The sequence below is a fragment of the Flavobacterium sp. 2755 genome (genome assembly GCF_031455715.1).
In the GTDB taxonomy this organism is placed as follows: domain Bacteria; phylum Bacteroidota; class Bacteroidia; order Flavobacteriales; family Flavobacteriaceae; genus Flavobacterium.
Map to the genome: position 1 here is coordinate 26,094 of NZ_JAVDTG010000012.1, position 18,215 is coordinate 44,308.

The 18,215-nt window shown below is 33.0% G+C and carries 20 protein-coding genes; 15 read left to right on the forward strand and 5 right to left on the reverse strand.

Annotated elements, in window-relative coordinates:
- The first annotated feature begins 34 nt into the window (after positions 1 to 34).
- The 6 genes from J2Y38_RS21770 to J2Y38_RS21795 all read left to right on the forward strand — a co-directional run bounded on the left by J2Y38_RS21770 (position 35) and on the right by J2Y38_RS21795 (position 3,660).
- Positions 35 to 1,021, forward strand: a complete 987-nt coding sequence (locus tag J2Y38_RS21770; protein WP_309846799.1) for a cytochrome c oxidase subunit 3 — start codon at positions 35 to 37, stop codon at positions 1,019 to 1,021.
- An 18-nt stretch (positions 1,022 to 1,039) separates the two neighbouring features.
- A complete protein-coding gene (locus tag J2Y38_RS21775; RefSeq protein WP_053471657.1) occupies positions 1,040 to 1,390 on the forward strand; it encodes a cytochrome C oxidase subunit IV family protein in 351 nt (116 codons plus the stop codon).
- Between the two features lie 78 nt (positions 1,391 to 1,468).
- Positions 1,469 to 2,128, forward strand: coding sequence for a hypothetical protein (locus J2Y38_RS21780; RefSeq protein WP_309846804.1), 660 nt, complete (start codon positions 1,469 to 1,471; stop codon positions 2,126 to 2,128).
- Positions 2,129 to 2,139: 11 nt separating this feature from the next.
- Positions 2,140 to 2,826: an SCO family protein gene (locus J2Y38_RS21785; protein ID WP_309846807.1), complete on the forward strand. Its 687-nt coding sequence runs from the start codon at positions 2,140 to 2,142 to the stop codon at positions 2,824 to 2,826.
- A gap of 2 nt (positions 2,827 to 2,828) precedes the next feature.
- Positions 2,829 to 3,413: a DUF420 domain-containing protein gene (locus tag J2Y38_RS21790; RefSeq protein WP_053471654.1), complete on the forward strand. Its 585-nt coding sequence runs from the start codon at positions 2,829 to 2,831 to the stop codon at positions 3,411 to 3,413.
- Positions 3,403 to 3,660: a hypothetical protein gene (locus J2Y38_RS21795; protein ID WP_309846809.1), complete on the forward strand. Its 258-nt coding sequence runs from the start codon at positions 3,403 to 3,405 to the stop codon at positions 3,658 to 3,660. Before J2Y38_RS21790 ends, J2Y38_RS21795 begins: the two co-directional genes overlap by 11 nt.
- 40 nt (positions 3,661 to 3,700) lie before the next feature.
- Here J2Y38_RS21795 and J2Y38_RS21800 read toward each other — a convergent pair whose 3' ends face one another.
- Positions 3,701 to 5,107: a DUF4403 family protein gene (locus J2Y38_RS21800; RefSeq protein WP_291146166.1), complete on the reverse strand. Its 1,407-nt coding sequence runs from the start codon at positions 5,105 to 5,107 to the stop codon at positions 3,701 to 3,703.
- Positions 5,108 to 5,285: 178 nt separating this feature from the next.
- Here J2Y38_RS21800 and J2Y38_RS21805 point away from each other — a divergent pair, with 178 nt between their 5' ends.
- The 7 genes from J2Y38_RS21805 to tsaB all read left to right on the forward strand — a co-directional run bounded on the left by J2Y38_RS21805 (position 5,286) and on the right by tsaB (position 13,376).
- The gene (locus tag J2Y38_RS21805) at positions 5,286 to 5,987 is read left to right on the forward strand and encodes an ABC transporter ATP-binding protein (RefSeq protein ID WP_309846812.1); all 702 of its coding nucleotides are present in this window, start codon (positions 5,286 to 5,288) and stop codon (positions 5,985 to 5,987) included.
- A complete protein-coding gene (locus tag J2Y38_RS21810) occupies positions 5,980 to 7,224 on the forward strand; it encodes an ABC transporter permease (protein ID WP_309846815.1) in 1,245 nt (414 codons plus the stop codon). Before J2Y38_RS21805 ends, J2Y38_RS21810 begins: the two co-directional genes overlap by 8 nt.
- Before the next feature lie 2 nt (positions 7,225 to 7,226).
- On the forward strand, positions 7,227 to 8,492 hold the full coding sequence (locus J2Y38_RS21815) for an ABC transporter permease (RefSeq protein ID WP_309846818.1): 1,266 nt from the start codon (positions 7,227 to 7,229) through the stop codon (positions 8,490 to 8,492).
- 42 nt (positions 8,493 to 8,534) lie between these two features.
- A complete protein-coding gene (locus J2Y38_RS21820; protein WP_309846820.1) occupies positions 8,535 to 9,653 on the forward strand; it encodes an efflux RND transporter periplasmic adaptor subunit in 1,119 nt (372 codons plus the stop codon).
- A gap of 81 nt (positions 9,654 to 9,734) precedes the next feature.
- On the forward strand, positions 9,735 to 11,123 hold the full coding sequence (locus J2Y38_RS21825) for a TolC family protein (protein WP_309846823.1): 1,389 nt from the start codon (positions 9,735 to 9,737) through the stop codon (positions 11,121 to 11,123).
- A 5-nt stretch (positions 11,124 to 11,128) separates the two neighbouring features.
- Complete coding sequence (locus tag J2Y38_RS21830; protein ID WP_309846825.1) at positions 11,129 to 12,412, forward strand: efflux RND transporter periplasmic adaptor subunit; 1,284 nt, start codon at positions 11,129 to 11,131, stop codon at positions 12,410 to 12,412.
- Between the two features lie 289 nt (positions 12,413 to 12,701).
- Positions 12,702 to 13,376 carry a tRNA (adenosine(37)-N6)-threonylcarbamoyltransferase complex dimerization subunit type 1 TsaB gene (gene tsaB / locus J2Y38_RS21835; RefSeq protein WP_309846828.1) on the forward strand — a complete coding sequence of 225 codons (675 nt, stop codon included), beginning with the start codon at positions 12,702 to 12,704 and terminating at the stop codon, positions 13,374 to 13,376.
- Positions 13,377 to 13,383: 7 nt separating this feature from the next.
- Here the strand turns inward: tsaB and J2Y38_RS21840 are convergent, their stop codons facing one another.
- From J2Y38_RS21840 to J2Y38_RS21850, 3 genes are all read right to left on the reverse strand, one after another.
- Positions 13,384 to 14,196: a mechanosensitive ion channel domain-containing protein gene (locus tag J2Y38_RS21840; protein ID WP_309846829.1), complete on the reverse strand. Its 813-nt coding sequence runs from the start codon at positions 14,194 to 14,196 to the stop codon at positions 13,384 to 13,386.
- A gap of 91 nt (positions 14,197 to 14,287) precedes the next feature.
- Positions 14,288 to 14,614, reverse strand: coding sequence for a hypothetical protein (locus tag J2Y38_RS21845; protein ID WP_053471642.1), 327 nt, complete (start codon positions 14,612 to 14,614; stop codon positions 14,288 to 14,290).
- Positions 14,615 to 14,749: 135 nt separating this feature from the next.
- On the reverse strand, positions 14,750 to 15,649 hold the full coding sequence (locus J2Y38_RS21850) for a NifU family protein (protein WP_309846832.1): 900 nt from the start codon (positions 15,647 to 15,649) through the stop codon (positions 14,750 to 14,752).
- A gap of 143 nt (positions 15,650 to 15,792) precedes the next feature.
- On the opposite strand from J2Y38_RS21850, the gene J2Y38_RS21855 reads away from it, so the two are divergent.
- Positions 15,793 to 16,782 carry a type IX secretion system membrane protein PorP/SprF gene (locus J2Y38_RS21855; RefSeq protein WP_309846834.1) on the forward strand — a complete coding sequence of 330 codons (990 nt, stop codon included), beginning with the start codon at positions 15,793 to 15,795 and terminating at the stop codon, positions 16,780 to 16,782.
- A 9-nt stretch (positions 16,783 to 16,791) separates the two neighbouring features.
- Entirely contained in the window at positions 16,792 to 17,304 is a 513-nt protein-coding gene (locus tag J2Y38_RS21860) for a gamma carbonic anhydrase family protein (protein WP_056204513.1), read from the forward strand.
- Between the two features lie 94 nt (positions 17,305 to 17,398).
- On the opposite strand, the gene J2Y38_RS21865 is transcribed toward J2Y38_RS21860, so the two are convergent.
- Complete coding sequence (locus tag J2Y38_RS21865; RefSeq protein WP_309846836.1) at positions 17,399 to 18,115, reverse strand: LytTR family DNA-binding domain-containing protein; 717 nt, start codon at positions 18,113 to 18,115, stop codon at positions 17,399 to 17,401.
- Positions 18,116 to 18,215 lie beyond the last annotated feature (100 nt).

Sequence of the window (18,215 nt, forward strand, 5' to 3'; positions counted from 1 at the left end):
CGTAAATTTGGGAACTTTTTAACGAATATCTTTTATGGAAGCGACAGTTACTACTGCAAATAACGACGAAAAAACTTGGGGAGGCGGAGAGCATAGCCAGCCACTAGGAGCAAGTTATGGTAAAATGATGATGTGGTTTTTTATCGTATCGGATGCCTTGACATTCTCTGGATTTTTAGGTGCTTACGGTTTTTCTAGATTTAAATTTATTGAAACATGGCCATTGGCTGACGAAGTGTTTACTCACTTTCCTTTTATGCATGGTGTTTCGGCTCCTATGTATTATGTAGCCTTAATGACTTTTATCTTGATTTTCTCATCTGTAACAATGGTATTAGCTGTTGATGCAGGTCACCAATTAAAGAAAACAAAAGTTGCGGTGTACATGTTCTTAACTATTATTGGAGGTTTAATTTTCGTTGGTTCTCAAGCTTGGGAGTGGAAAAACTTCATTAAAGGAGAGTACGGTGCAGTTGAAACTAAAGGTGGAAGTTTATTGCAGTTTGTTAAAGCAGATGGAACAAGAGTTGCTCTTGCTGATTTTGCAGTAAAATTGCCAGAACAAAGAGAAGAATTAACAAGAAGCCATGCAACTTGGTTTGTTCAAGATGCAGAGACACAGCCAACTTATACTGTTGCTGAAATTCAGGCAGGTTTTAAAGCACATCCTGATGTATTAATCAGAACTGAAAAACTTACTGCTGAAAAGAAAAAAACGGTTTTAACTAGAGCAGAATCTGAAGCTCGTCTAGCTGATGCAAGATATGTAGTAGAAGGAGCAAACCTAACAAGAAATGAATACGGTAGTAAACTATTCGCTGATTTCTTCTTCTTCATCACAGGATTCCACGGATTCCACGTATTTTCTGGAGTTATCATTAATATCATTATTTTCTTTAATGTGTTATTAGGAACTTACGAGAAAAGAAGAAGCTACGAAATGGTAGAGAAAGTTGGTTTGTACTGGCACTTTGTAGATTTAGTTTGGGTATTTGTATTTACAGTTTTCTACTTAGTTTAATTTTAGATTTTAATTATTATGTCACACGAGCACGTATCAAATACAAAAAGAATCTGGTTTGTTTTTGCATTATTATCAGTAGTAACTACAGTAGAAGTTATTCTTGGTATTTACAAACCGGGAGTTTTAGAGTTTAATCATTTTGTTGGTTTGAATTTGTTAAACTGGATATTTTACATCCTAACAATTTTCAAAGCTTATTATATTGTATGGGCATTCATGCACATGGAAGGTGAAAAAAGCAGCCTTAGATGGTCTGTTGTATCACCAGTTATTTTCCTAGTATTATATTTATTGTTCATCTTGTTGACAGAAGGACACTATATTTATGGGGTTTTTAAAGATTCTACTATTAAATGGAATTTTTAACATGATATTAATTCGAAAAGAAGCTCCGTTTAACGGAGCTTTTTTTATTTTTGTACCTCAATAACTTCCGTTAAAACAATGAAAAAAAATATAGTTCTTTTTGTGCTTTTTGTTTTACCCATTGTAGCCTATTTGTTTTTCGCTTCAGGTGTAAATAGTTTTACAAAACTTCCCATAATTACCCCAAAAATTGCCGACTTTGGAAACTGGAAATCTCTCGACGGCAAAAAAGTTTCCTTAGATAAAAAAATTACTGTTTTAGGTTTTTCCGGTACTGATATTTTAGGCAATAGAGGAAACTACTTTAACCTTAACGAAAAAATCTACAAACGCTACCACGGTTTCGAAGATCTTCAGTTTGTAGTAATCTGTCCGCTTGGAACAGAAACTGAAGCTCAAAAGCTTGTTGATGCCCTTAAACCTTTTACAGATGTTTCTGGATGGGAGTTTATTTTTGCTTCACCAGATGATATTCAGGCATTTTATAATCAATTACATTTAAAAGGAAAACTGGATGATAAATTGGGTACATCAAATGTTTTCATTGTAGATAAAGAAAGAAATTTAAGAGGCCGCAAAGGTGGAAATAAAAATGAAAAAGATGACGAATACAAAGAAGGATACGATACTTTTCATCCGTCAGAATTAAGCAATGAAATGCTCGATGACTTTAAAATCATTTTGTATGAATATCGTGCCGCTCTTAAAAAGAACCATAACGCCACAAAACAACTTTAAATACACATATAATGTTCAAAAATAAATCTTACATAGGGATTTCGTTTATTATTCTGATTTTCGGAATCTATGCAGTGCCAAAAATTGTTGACAGAATTAAAAATGGTGATGTTGTAAAAGGAAATCGTTTAGATAATGTTGGTTCTAAAAGTTCTAAAGACGCAAAATTAATAACGATTGGTGCAGCTCCAAAATTTGAATTGACCAATCAGAATAACGTTAAAATATCTAATGCGACTTATAAAGGAAAAGTATATGTTTTAGAATTTTTCTTCACAACTTGTCCGTCAATCTGTCCAAAGATGAATATGAGCATGTTGGAAATTGAAAAAACATTTTTTGGCAATCCTAATTTCGGAATCGTTTCTATTACCATTGATCCAACTCATGATACACCGCAGGTTTTAAAAGATCATGCAAAATTATTAGGAGTAAGATCTTCAACGTGGAATTTTTTAACCGGAGACAGAGCTACAATTATGGATTTGTCGAACAAAGGTTTTAATCTTTATGCTGGAGAAAATTCAAAAGTTAGCGGTGGATTTGAACATTCTGGATTGTTTGCTTTAATTGACAAAGACGGAAACATTCGCTGCCGAAAAGATGAATTTGGAAACCCAAATATCTATTACGACGGTTTAGATAAAAAAGGCGTTAGAGAAATTCAGGAAGATATTAAAATACTATTAGAAGAATAAAAATGGAAGATCATTCATTAGAAAAAAAATACAATAAATACATCATTGCGGTTTCAATTGTTATACCGGTACTCGTAGGAATTCTTTTTGCAATCAAATTAAAAGATTTCGGAATAAATGTAGAACCGCTTTCCTTTTTACCTCCAATTTATGCTTCTACAAATGGTCTTACGGCGATTGTTTTAGTTGCAGCAGTAATTGCCGTTAAAAACGGAAAACTTAAACTGCACGAACGTTTAATGACTTTTGCAATTGCTTTATCATTGGCTTTTTTGGCCATGTATGTTGCATACCATATGACTGCTGATTCTACTAAATTTGGTGATGTAAATCATGACGGAATTTTAGATGCAGTAGAAAAAGCTAAAATTGGTGCTGTTAGATATATATATGCTTTTATTTTAATCACGCATATTCTTTTATCCATTATCATTATTCCGTTTGTATTGGTAACCTATGTACGAGCACTTGCGAAGCGTTTTGATAAACACAAAAAAATAGCTAAAATAACATTCCCGCTTTGGTTATATGTTGCGGTAACTGGTGTTGTAGTTTATTTAATGATTTCTCCTTACTATGCAAACTAAAACTCAAAACTCAAATTCCAAATTCCAAAGCTTTATTTTTGGAATTTGTATTTTCCTAATTGAAATTTCGGCGAACGCCCAATGTGCTATGTGCCGTGCCGCACTTGCAGGAGATTCTAACATAAAGAAAGCAGAAGCTGTAAATGACGGAATCGTTTTTTTAATGATAATCCCGTATTTACTTGTAGTCATAATTGGTTTTCTTATTTATAAGATGTACCGATCTAAAAAGAAAAATGCAGTATAATATATACTGCATTTTTTATTTCAATTCGTTTTAAATCTGCTTATTTTAATCCATTAACGGAAACATTTACAGTTCCGTTTATTTTGATAAAAGCGATAATCGCCTGATTTGTTAATTGGATTTTGTCAAACTGAATATCGTCCATTTTTCCGTTTACAAAAACGCCTGGCATTGGCGAATAATTTTTAAGATAAGCCGCCATGCTCTTTTTACCTTCTTCTAAATTAGGCTGTATAGAATATCTGCAGCTTTCTTCCATTTTTCTTAATACAAAACCTTGTGCAAGCCAGTTTGCAGTTCGCATTAATTTGCTTTTGGTATCTAAAACATAATCCAGTTTGTCGAAATAAATTTCTTTTGTCTGCGCATTGTATTGCGGAATTCCGTTTAAATAAAGTGTTCCGTCAATAGAACCCAGAACATCAAGAGCAATAATCATTTTTCCGTTTTTATGCCAGATTGAAACGTTTTTAACCGTTACTTTTTTGCTTCCGGAACCAAATTCCTGTCCAGCGAAATTCTTCGTCATAATTTTTGAAGCATCCATATAACTTGAAATTGCCGCAATATTTGCCGATATCTGATTTGGGATTTTAGTAACTGGTTTCAAAACAATTTTACTTGCATTAAACTTAGATTCCGGCTGTTTGCCTACAATAGTTTCCATATTGCATTTCATTCCCATTTCGAGTAAAAAAGAATCATTTTTCAGTTTTGCATTGGTAGAATAAACTTCAACAGGAACAATTCTTAGCCAGCTTTCATAAGTATCGCTCATTTGAAAAGGCGTACAGATTTTTTCTAAAGCCGATAAAACATTCGGTTTAAAATCCATAGATTTTTCGATTGCTTCATCAATCTTATGCTCAAGTTTAGATTTAAAAATAGAGATTGCCGGATTAATCAAATAAGTAATCGGCATATTTTTTCCAAAAACCGTCATCGTTGGACTTTCGTTCCAGTCTAAAGATCTGAATTCGGTTTTAGTGTTCAGTTTCCAATTCGTTAAAGCAACATCACTGGATAATGTAATAACGCCATTTAAATTAAATTCTCTAGTATCGTAAAGTTCAATACCCATTTTTTTTGTTCCAATTCGGTATTTAATAGTCGCTTTTAACGGAAGAATCGTTTTTATCTTTTTATCTGGATTTGCAGGATCATTTTGAATTTTTATTGGAGCCTGTTTCCAGATTTTCATTTCAATATCGTCATCTTCGATATTGTTGTCTTCATAAATTAATCCATTTAAGAGTGTATTGGTTTGATTTTCTATATCATTCAGTTTAACCGTAATAGGCAGATTTATGAAGGAAGGATTGGCATCATAAATTAACGGACTTGCGTCATCTGGTTCTGGTTTTAAAGTTTCTAATTTTTGAGAAGTTGAACAGCTAAAGAATGTGGCAGTTACCGCAAACACTGAGATTATGGAAAAAAATTTCATAATTAATGATTTTTTTAAGTGAAGCAAAATTAAGAAAACTATTAAATTATCTTGATAAAGTGTAACATTTGATAACAACTGCCGTCTTATTTAGATAATGAAACACAATTATTAACGTTTTATTATCATAATTTACTTATAAAATATATTATTATTGTTTTAAAAATTTAACAATACCATGATCGAAATTAAAGATTTGCATAAATCCTATAAAATGGGAAGTTCGGAACTGCATGTGTTGAAAGGAATAAATTTTAATATTGCCGAAGGAGAATTAGTAGCGATTATGGGATCATCAGGATCTGGAAAATCTACGCTTCTTAATATTTTAGGAATTCTGGATGAAGCCGATTCTGGTAGTTATACTTTAGACAATACGCCAATTAAAAAATTAAATGAAACCCTGGCTTCAAAATACAGAAACAAGTTTTTAGGTTTTGTTTTTCAATCTTTTAATTTGATCAATTATAAATCAGCATTAGATAACGTTGCTATGCCATTGTATTATCAAGGTGTAAAAAGAAAAGAGCGTTATGATATTGCAATGAAATATCTTGAAAAAGTAGGTTTGGGTTCCCATTCTCATCACTTACCAAACGAACTTTCGGGAGGACAAAAACAACGTGTTGCAATTGCAAGAGCATTGGCCTCGAACCCAAAAGTTTTACTTGCCGATGAGCCAACGGGAGCTTTAGATACCAAAACTTCTTATGAAGTTATGGAGCTTATTCAAGGAATTAACGATGAAGGAAAAACAATTTTGATCGTTACACACGAACCTGATATTGCCGCAATGTGCAAAAGGAATGTAGTCCTGAAAGATGGATTAATTATCGACGATAAATTAGTAGAACAAGTTAGAGCTTCATCTTATGTTTAATATTGAGCGTTGGCAGGAAATATTTGATGCAATTTCCAAAAACCGACTCCGAACTTTTTTGACAGGAGTATCGGTGGCATCGGGGATTTTTATTTTGGTGATTTTGCTTGGAGCCGGAAAAGGGCTTCAAAACGGGATTGAAAAACAATTCGAGCGCGATGCTGCTGGAATTATTGAGGTTTGGTCTGGTACGACCACGAAAGAGTATAAAGGACTGAATCCTGGAAGACAAATTCAGTTTAGAAATAGCGATTACAATCAATCTGTTCAAAAATTTGAGGATAAACTGGATTTAAGAGCTTCAACACAAAATTATTGGGGAGCGCAATTTGCTTACGGTAAAGAAAATGGAAATTATCAATATAGAGGTGTTAATCCTGATTATGGCGGAATTGAAAACCTTACGATAGTTCAGGGACGATATATAAATAGTAAGGATTTAGAAAATAACGAAAAAGTTGCTACAATCGGGATGAAAATAAAAACCGATTTGTTTAAAGACAAAGACGCTCTTGGAAAAGAAATTCTAATCAACAATATCAATTTTAAAGTAATTGGAATATTTACAGATCCGGGAGGAGAAAGAGAAGAAGCAAGAGCTTATTTGCCTTTGACAACAGTACAAAGAACTTTTGGTGCCGGAGACAAAATCAGCAACATATTTTTTACTTTAAAAAAGACTGATAATTATGATGAAGCTTTAGCACAATCTGAAAAGTTTACTAAAGAATTAAAGGAATTATTGAAAAGTAAAAATGTTGTAGCTCCGGATGATGACGGCGGAATAAATGCCTATAACTCGGTTAAAGATGCCAAACAGTTTTATGATTTAAATTTATATATCAGGTTGTTTTTCTGGTGGGTTGGTATTTGTACTATTATCGCCGGAGTTGTGGGTGTGAGTAATATCATGCTTATTATTGTAAAAGAAAGAACCAAAGAAATTGGAATTAGAAAAGCCTTAGGTGCATCACCATTTTCTATTATTTCGATGATACTTCACGAATCCATTTTTATTACAACAATAGCAGGTTTTACTGGGCTTTTAGCAAGTTTGCTGTTGTTAGAATTGGTTGGGCCGATGGTTCAGAGTGAATATTTCAGAAATCCCGAAGTAGATTTTAGTGTGGCTTTAACAACACTATTTTTACTTGTATTTGCCGGAGCCGTTGCAGGATTTTTTCCGGCATACAGAGCAGCCAAAATTAGACCTATTGTAGCACTTAGAGACGAATAATCATGTTTAAAAAAGATAATTGGGATGAAATTTTACAGGCCTTAACGGCAAATCCCTTCAGAACTATTCTGACTGCTTTTGGTGTATTTTGGGGAATTTTTATTTTGGTGATTTTGCTTGCAGCCGGTAATGGTTTGGAAAACGGAATTAAAAAAGGGTTTGACGGAATTGCCACAAATACGATGTTTATGTGGAGCCAGACAACCTCTAAAGCGTATAAAGGACTGCCAAAAACACGTCGTTATGATTTTAGAAACAGCGATGTTGCGGCTTTAAAAGCAGCGCTGCCGGATTTATTATATGTTTCGCCAAGAAATCAATTAGGAGATTTTAACGGGACAAATAATGTGGTTAGAGGTACAAAAACTTCTGCTTTTACGATTTATGGAGATTATCCGGAGTTGATTAAACAACAGCCGATGGATATCATAAAAGGCAGATTCATAAACCAGCAGGACATTCTGGATAAAAGAAAAATTGCCGTAATTGGAAAAGGGGTTATCAGCGAACTTTACGGAAAAGAAGAAGAAGCTGTTGGAACATATATCAAAGTTAACGGCATCAACTTTATGGTTGTTGGCGTTTATAAATCTAAGCAACAAGGAGGAAATGCAGAACAGGAACAAAAAAATATTTTTATTCCGTTTACGACTTTTCAGCAGGCTTTTAATTATGGAGATAAAGTAGGATGGATGGCGCTTACGGCAAAAGATGAAACATCGATTACCGACTTGAAACCTAAAATTTTAGAAATAATAAAAGGGCTTCATTCCATAAATCCTGCAGATGACAGGGCAGTAGGAAATTTTGATTTGTACGAACAATTCAACAAAGTGCAGAGTTTGTTTAATATTCTAAAAATCATTGCCTATTTTGTGGGAACATTAGTTTTGATTTCGGGTGTTATTGGAATCTCAAACATTATGCTGATTGTAGTTAAAGAGCGTACAAAAGAAATAGGAATTAGAAGAGCTTTAGGCGCAACTCCGGGAGCAATTCGCAGTCAGATTTTATCTGAATCTATATTTTTAACGATCATTTCAGGAATGTTTGGTATTGCCGTCGCAACGGGAATTATTGCCCTCTTAAATATGGCTTTAGATTCGATGCCGCCCGGCAATGATACCATGTTTGCAAACCCGAGTGTTGACTTAGGAGTTGTATTTGTTGCCTTAATAATATTAGTAGGATCTGGTTTGCTGGCAGGATTTATTCCGGCGCAGACCGCAATTAATGTAAAGCCAGTAGATGCTTTACGAACAGAATAAAATTATCAATCAAAAAAATAATCGATTAAACTAAAAAACAAAATGAAAAAAGGAGTAACCGTAACCATTTTAATTTTAATTGCAGTAGTCTTTTTTGGCGCGCTTTACTATTTGTATGCAAAGAATCAAGAATCGCCAATTGTTTTTAAAACGGAGAAAGCAGAGATTAAAACGATCGTAAAAAATACAATTGCGACTGGTAATATTCAGCCTGATGAAGAGGTATTAATCAAACCAAATATTTCAGGTATTATTGAAGAAGTTTATATCAAAGCAGGAGAAAAAATCAAAGCGGGAGATATGATTGCTAAAATTCGAGTAGTTGCAAACGTTTCTAATGTAAGCAGTACTCAAAATCAGGTTCAGACTGCTAAAATTGCTTTAGACAATCAGGAGAAAATCTTTCAGAGACAAAAAACACTTTTTGATAAAGATGTAATTTCTGCCAATGATTTTGATGCAGCGCAAGTAGCTTATAAACAAGCAAAACAAACATATTTGGCTGCAAGACAAAACTTAGATATCGTAAAAACTGGTACAACGACTTCATTAGGAAATTATGCTAATACCTTAATTCGTTCAACAGTAAACGGAATGGTTTTACAGGTTCCGGTAAAAGTAGGAAACCAGGTTATTGAAAGTAATAATTTCAACGAAGGAACTACAATTGCAAGTGTTGCCGATGTTGGAAGAATGATTTTTATTGGAAAAATTGACGAATCTGAGGTTGGAAAAATTAAAGAGAAAATGCCAATTGAAATTACAGTTGGAGCAATTGAAAATAAAAAATTCGAAGCAGTTTTAACTGATATTGCACCAAAAGGAGTTGTAGAAAACGGAGCAATTCAGTTTGAAATAAAAGCAAGATTAGAAAATAGAGATGATACATTTATTAGAGCTGGTTTAAGCGCAAATGCATCTATTATTCTTGAAAAAGCAGATAAAGTTCTGGCTATAAAAGAATCATTAGTTCAATTTGACAAAAAAACTCAAAAACCATATGTAGAAGTTGAAACAGCACCTCAAAAATTTGAAAGAAGAGACTTAGTTTTAGGTGTAAGCGACGGAATCTATGTTCAGGTTAAAAGCGGAATCAAAAACACGGATAAAATTAAAATCTGGAATCAGGGTTTAATTGACGAGAAAGAAGAGAAAAAGTAATTTGAAGCTGTAAAGAGTTTTTTGGTTTTAAAAAATGTTAAATTTGCGTAGTTTGGTTTACTGCGCTTTCATTCAAAATATATGAAAATAAATAAATATAATAGTCTTGTTTTTGCCATGTTGTTTGGGTTTGGATTAGCCGGACATGCACAAACAAAACAATGGACACTGGAAGAATGTGTGAGATACGCATTAGATAATAACATTACAATTAAATTATCTGAACTGGATGTCAAAACGGCAACTATTGACAAAAGAGGAGCATTAGGAAGTTATCTTCCAACAGTAAACGGGAACGCTTCACATTCATGGAATATCGGTTTGAACGTTAACCCTGTTACCAATATTGCGACTACACAAACAACGCAGTATTCTTCATTAGGTGTAAATGCGAATGTTGATATTTACAAAGGTCTGCAAAATCAAAATGCATATAGAAGAGCTTCTCTTTCTATAATAGCATCAAAATATCAACTGCTGAAAATGCAGGAGGATATTTCGTTGAATGTTGCCAATGCTTTTCTTCAAATTTTATCTAACAAAGAAGATTTAAAAATAAAGAAAGAACAATTAGCGATCGACGAAAAACGTTATTCCCGTTCTGAAGAAATGGTAAACGCAGGAACAATTCCGCGTGGAGATTTATTTGATTTAAAAGCAACTGTAGCTACAGATAAACAAAATATTACTGTTTCTGAAAACAATTTGTTGATTTCAAAATTAAGTTTGGCGCAGCTTTTACAATTAAAAGAATTTGCAGATTTTGATGTAATCGATGATACAAATGCTAAAGACGAAAACAATATCATGGCGCAAAGCCCAATCGATATTTACAATAAAGCAAAAGAAACAAGAACAGAATTAAAATTAGCTCAGACGAATCTTGAAATTGCCGAAAAGAATGTTTCGATTGCAAAAGGTGCTTATCAGCCAACTTTGAGAGGTTTTTATCAATTTAGTACAAGTGCCAGTTACAGTGATCGATTAATTGGAACTGATCCCGTTACTAAACAACCAATTTATGCAGGACCAGATCCTGTTTTTACTCAGTTTAGTGATAACAAAGGACACAATTTTGGTTTTCAATTAAGTGTTCCAATATTTAATGGATTTTCTGCTAAAAACAATGTTGAAAGAAACAAAGTAAGTTTAGAGAAATCTAAAATAGATTTAGAGCAAAAAAGTTTAGATTTGCAACGTAACGTTTATACAGCATTTACAGATGCAAAAGGCGCTTTAAATACTTATGAATCTTCAACAATTACTTTAGAAGCAAGACAGCAGGCATATAATTATGCTAAAGAAAAGTACGATGTTGGTTTAATGAATTCATTTGATTTTACACAAGCCCAAACTTTGCTTACAAATGCACAATCTGATGTTATCAGAACGAAATACGATTACATGTTCAAAATAAAAATACTTGAGTTCTATTTCGGAATTCCAATTGTTCCAATTATTACAAAATAATTATTATGTCAAAAAAAACAGTTTACTTCTTCGTTGGTATAATCGTAGTTATTATTATAGGCTTAATAGTATACAAAGGAGTAATAGGAAAGAAAGATGAAGGAAAAGAAGTTGAAACATCAAAAGTAGTTGCTTCAACAATTGTAGAAACAGTTTCGGCTACAGGAAAAATCCAGCCGGAAATTGAAGTAAAACTTTCATCAATGGTTTCCGGTGAAATTATTGCATTAAATGTAAAAGAAGGCCAAGTTGTAAAAAAAGGAGATTTACTGGTAAAAATAAACCCTGATTTGTATACTTCAGGTTTAGAAAGATCAGTAGCAAATTTATCTGGAACTAAAGCCGGTTTAGTGCAGTCTGAAGCCAGTTTTAAAGAGGCAAAAGCAAATTATGAGCGTAATAAAACGCTTTATGATAAAGGAGTAATTTCAAAATCAGATTGGGATAAAGCCATATCGACATATGAAGTCGCAAAGGCAACAAAACAATCTTCTTACTATAATGTTCAAAGTGCTTCGGCTTCTGTTACAGAAGCCAGGGACAACTTAGGACGTACAACGATTTATGCTCCTGCAGATGGTACAATTTCGGTACTAAATGTGGAATTGGGAGAACGTGTATTAGGAACGCAGCAAATGGCGGGAACGGAACTTTTAAGAGTTGCGAACCTTAATAACATGGAAGTTGAAGTTGACGTAAATGAAAATGACATTGTAAAAATTAAAATAGGGGACGAAGCCAATGTTGAAGTCGATGCTTATTTAAAAAAGAAATTTAAAGGTGTTGTAACCAGTATTTCAAATTCTGCAAGTACAACATTAACTTCTGATCAGGTTACCAATTTCAAAGTTAAAGTTCGTATTTTAAAAGAATCCTATCAGGATTTATTAGAAGGAAAACCAGCAGCGTATTCGCCTTTTAGACCCGGAATGACAGCTACTGTTGATATTATTACAACAACTAAAAATAATGTTTTGGCCGTGCCAATTAGTTCTGTTGTAGTGAAATCGGATACAACAGCCGTTACTGACTTTAAAGTAGAAGATCCAAACGAGAAAAAAGCGGCTCCCAAAAGCGATAAAAAATTCGAATGTGTTTTTGTTAAAGTAGGGGACAAAGCTAAAATCAGAATCATTAAAACAGGAATTCAGGACGATACAAACATTGAAGTAATGTCTGGTTTGAAACCAGGTGATGTAGTAATTACAGGGCCTTACACGACAGTTTCAAAAGAATTAAATTCTGGAGATAAAGTAAAACTTAAAAAAGAGGATGCTCCAAAAAAGTAAATCAATAGTATGATCATTGCATTGCATGGAGTTCCGGCAGAAATGATTTTCAGTTTATTGGGCGCTTTTATTTCTGTCGTTATATATTTGATATGGGTGCATTACAGTGTCTATAAAACAAAATATTATAATGATGAATTTAAATATTTTGCAATACAAAAAAGACGATCCTATATTTAGGCTTTTTATTAGCAAATTTAGGTGTGGCATTTCTGTTATTTTGGTTATTAACCCTTATTTTTGCAGCTACAATTTTCAGATGATTTTTTAATAAAAAACACTTACTACATTGTCTTTCATTCTCAATATCGAAACCGCTACCAAAAACTGTTCAGTCTCAATTGCAAAAAATGGAGAAACTGTTCTCTGTAAAGAAATTGCTGAAGAAGGATACTCGCATGCTGAAAAACTTCATGTTTTTATTGAAGAAGTTATTGCAGAATCCGGTATTTCAGTTCAGGATTTAAAAGCTATTGCAGTAAGTCAGGGACCAGGTTCTTATACGGGTTTACGAATTGGGGTTTCGGCGGCAAAAGGATTGTGTTTTGCATTAAATATTCCATTAATTGCTATTGATACTTTGCAGACTTTAGCATCAAAAGCGAATGTTTTAGATGGAAAAATTATCCCGATGCTGGACGCCAGAAGAATGGAAGTGTACAGCGAGATTTTTACTCCTGATTTAGAAGTTGAAAGAGGAATCCAAGCAGAGATTATTACAGAAGAATCTTTTGCAGCCTATACAGAAAAAATTTATTTCGTTGGAGATTGTGCTGAGAAATGCAAACCGGTTTTAAATAAAGAAAACTTTATCTTTTTAGAGGAAATCAAATACCCTTCGGCAAGAGAAATGAGTAAAATCAGTTTTGATAAGTATCAAAAAAGCGACACTGTAGATGTCGCTTATTTTGAACCTTATTATTTAAAAGATTTTATGATGACACTGCCATCAAAAAAACAATAAATCTATTTTATTTTTGAAGAGTAAACGGCTGAACAGAAATTCCTGCTTCGTCTAAAGCTGTTTTGCAATTTTCTAAAGTATCAGAAAAAACGGCTCCATAATTAATATTTTTTGCCCACGGACGAACTGCAAAATCAACAGAACTTGCTGATAAATTTTTTACGAAAACCTCAGGTGCCGGCTTTTTAAGCACCTTTGGGTTTTTATTTAAAACATCCAATAAAACTTCTTTCGCCTTTTTAATATCAGAATCATAAGAAACCGAGAAAGTCAAATCGGCTCTTCTTTCTCCCTGCATCGAATAATTAATAATAGTTCCGTTTGACAAAGCACCATTCGGAACAAAAACCGTTTGATTATTTCCGGTAAGCATTTTGGTAACAAAAATCTGGATCTCTAAAACCGTTGCAATAACTCCCTGAGCTTCGATTGTATCTCCAACTTTAAAAGGTTTGAAAACGATAATCAGCATTCCGCCCGCAAAATTCGAAAGCGAACCCTGTAGTGATAAACCAATTGCAAGACCCATTGCGCCCAGAATAGCAACAAATGAAGAAGTTTCGATTCCGAGTTTTGAAATAAAAGTAACAAACAATAAAACTCGAAGCGCCCACAATAAAATGTCAGCAAGGAATTTGGTTAATGTTGGGTCAAGATTTCTCTTAACCATTACTTTTCTAATTACTCTGTTGATTAATCGAATGGCATATAAACCAATGAATAAAATCAGCAATGCCGAGATTAGTTTTGGAGAATAATCGATTAAAATATTGATGAATTTTGTAGCGTAATTGCTAAACTGTTCAGGATTGATGTACATATTATTTTGAATAAAAAAAACCTTCTCAAAGAGAAGGTAAATTGATTTTGCAAATATAGCTATATTTTGTTTTTATATGAAAATAGTTCCATTACTTCTCTTCTTCAGAGTCTGAATCTGTTACTGCATCTTCGCTCACATCAACTACAGTTTCTGTAACCAATTTATAATCCTCATTGGCAGTTTCAGTAATTACTTCTTTGATAGAATCAATCACGTCATGTATTGAGTCAGATGCTTTTTCTACATATTCACTCACGGCATCTTTAGTATGTTCCAAATATTCTGCTGCAGAATCGATTATTGGTTCTGAGGCTTCTTTGACTTCTTCAAAAGTATTTTCGGCCTGATCTGCAAAATCTACCGCTGTTTCTTTTGCCGAGCCAAACAAATTGCTGAAAAATGATGATAATCCCATGGTTTTAAAATGATTAGTTAAGGTTACAATATTAATTATTTTTGGAGAAAAACAATTTAATTTTCGTTTAATTAATTATGAAATAAAAAAAGCGCCTCAAATGAGACGCTTACAATTATAGATAATTGAAATTTTTTATGCATTTAAAGCTTCAACTTTAATAGCTTCATCATTCAACATACTTTTCAGCATATTTTCGATACCGCTTTTTAAAGTAAAAGTAGACGATGGACAACCGCTGCATGCACCTTGTAAAATCACTTTTACAGTCTTGTCTTCTTCATTGTATGAATCAAAAGCAATATTTCCACCATCGGCCGCAACCGCTGGTTTTACGTATTCTTCTAAAATATTGATAATTTGCTGAGATGTAACATCTAATTTGTCAAATGCTTCATCTTTTGTAACATCATTTTTAGTAGTAGTCTGAATTAAACTTTCATCTAAAACAGTTCCTCCGTTTTCAATAAATTGTTTAATGAATGTTCTTACTTCTAAAGTAATTTCAGACCAGTCGTTGATTTCGTATTTAGTAACAGAAATATAATTCTCATCAATAAAAACCTCTTTTACATAAGGAAATTTGAATAATTCCTGTGCAAGCGGAGAAGAAGCAGTCTGATCAATATTTTTGTATTCAACCGCATTTCTTGTCAGCATTCTGCTTACCACAAATTTAAGGGCAGAAGGATTTGGAGTTGTTTCTCCATAAACCGTAATAGGCTGTTTTTTTGCTTTGTTTTCATCAACTTTAATGATAACGCCGCCTTTGTCTACAAATGCTGCAATTTGCTCGGCAACATCGTCCTGAACATCGCTCCATTCTACAATGCTGTATCTTTCAATTGCAATAAAATTTCCTGAAATATAAACGGTTTTTACAAACGGCAGATAGAACAATTGCTGTGCTAAAGGCGAAGCTTGGGCTTCATCTATATTTTTGAATTCAAAGTTTTGATTTTGAGTAATAAAATCTTCAAACTCGAACTTTAGGATAGTAGGATTTTGAGTCTGTTTTATAGTGATTTTTGTCATGGTAGTAATTTTTTGCAAATTTACTAAAGTTATTTTCTACTATTACCTATATTTGATTTTTTAATAAAATAATTAAGACTCTATTCAAATAATTCGTACGAAATTATTAAGAGTGTAAAAATTAGACTAACTAGCCAGCCATTATGAAATTAAAAATCAAGTTATTAATTGTTTTTTTAATAACGACTTTTTATACTTATTCTCAAGAAGGAATTCCTGTTTATTCTGATTATTTATCAGATAACTACTACTTAATTCACCCTTCGATGGCCGGAGCTGCTAATTGTGCAAAAGTTAGATTAACAGCCAGAAAGCAATGGTTTGGTCAGGAAGATGCGCCAACACTTCAAACTTTAAGTATTAATGGAAGATTAGGAGAGCGTTCCGGAGCCGGAATTATTGTTTTTAATGATAAAAACGGATATCATTCTGAAAAAGGAGTAAAGCTTACCTATGCGCATCATATTATGTTTTCAAGAGATGAAGTCGATTTAAATCAGCTTTCTTTTGGTATTAGCGGCGGATTGATTCAGAATCAATTAGATGAAACAAAATTTGGCGGTACATTTGACCCAATTGTTTTTGGTTCAATTCAAAAAGACTCTTATTTTAATGTAGATTTTGGAGCTTCTTATAACTATTTAGATTTTTATGCACACGCAACAGTTCAGGGCGTTCTTGAAACCAGAAGAGAATTGTATACAGATTATGAAAGTGATAATTTAAGAAAGTTCCTTTTCAGCGCAGGTTATGTATTTGGAAAAAGAGATAAAATTACCTGGGAACCTTCTATTTTATTCCAATTGTTTGATCAGACAAAAGAAAAATCTATCGACCTGAACTTAAAAGCTTATAAGAATTTAGATTTTGGAAGTTTATGGGCGGCTTTATCGTATAGAAGAAGTTTTGACGGAGCTCAATTTAGCACTGGAAGCGGAGTTTCAAATCAAAAACTACAATATTTTACCCCAATTGTGGGCGTGAATTTTAAAAACTTTATGTTTGCTTATACCTATTCTCAGGTTACGGGCGATGTTAAATTTGATACTGGCGGATACCACCAGATTACTTTAGGAGTTAATATATTTTGTAGAAAGGAACGTTACGATTGTAACTGTCCGGCAATTAATTAAAATTTTATTATGCTTATTAAATCTGTAAACGGAAAATCACCTGCAATTCCAGAAGATTGTTACGTTGCCGAAAATGCAACTATAGTTGGCGATGTTTCTTTTGGTGAATCTTGCAGCGTTTGGTTTAATGCAGTTGTTCGCGGGGATGTTCACTTTATTAAAATAGGAAATAAAGTAAATATTCAGGATGGAGCAATAATTCACTGCACGTATCAAAAACACCCAACAATTATAGGAAACAATGTTTCTATAGGACATAATGCCATTGTTCACGGTTGTACAATTCACGACAATGTTTTAATAGGAATGGGCGCTATTGTAATGGATAACTGCGTTGTCGAAAGTAATTCGATCGTAGCGGCCGGAGCAGTTTTAACCCAAAATACGGTTGTTCCTTCAGGAACTATTTTTGCGGGTGTTCCTGCTAAAAAAGTAAAAGATATAGATCAATCTGACTTTGCAGGCGAAATTGAGCGTATTTCAAACAACTACGTAATGTATTCCGGTTGGTTTAAAGAATAAATTCAATAAAATTCCAATAATAAAAAATTCCAAATTCCAATAGCTATTGACGCTTCATTGGAATTTGGAATTTTCATTTTTGGAATTTAATGCTTTACAAATTAATTTTTTCAAAGAAAGCATTTTTATAACTTTCGCTTATTGGAATTCGTTTATCGCTAATCAAAACTTTGTTTTTTTGTATTGACTTTACGTGTTTTATATTGATAATATAAGAGCGGTGAATTCGCGAAAATCCTTTACTGGAAAGCAGGTTTTCTAATTTTATTAAACTGATTAAAGTCAGCGTGAATTTATTGTCTGTCGTGTAAATTTTTACATAATCTTTCAAACCTTCGATAAAAAGAATATCCGAGAAATTCATTTTTACATTTTCATATTCGGCTCTCACAAACATAAAATCCTGTTCCACTTCCGGAGTGGCAATGCTTTCAGAAATGGGCTGAATAGCCGCTGAAGGATTATTGATTTGCTGTGCACGAACTACAGATTTTAAAAAACGATGAAATGGAATAGGTTTTACTAAATAATCAACTGCGCCAAGATTAAATCCTTCAACGGCATAATCAGAATAAGCAGTTGTAAAAATAACCAAAGGTTTTTTTTCGATGGTATTTAAAAAGTCAATTCCTGAAAAATGCGGCATTTGAATATCAAGAAAAATCAAATCAATATTATTTTGATTGATAAACGAAACAGCGTCGATCGCATTATTAAAAGTGCTGACCAGTTCAAGCGAATCTACCTTCTTGACAAAATCTTCTAATAGTTCAACTGCTAAAGGTTCATCATCTATAATTACACATTTCATCTGTTGAAAATTAAGTTTTTAAATTTGTTTTGGCAGTCAAAAGTAGTTTTAAACCAATGAATTAAGTTTTAAAATTATCATAAAAGTACGCAATTAATCC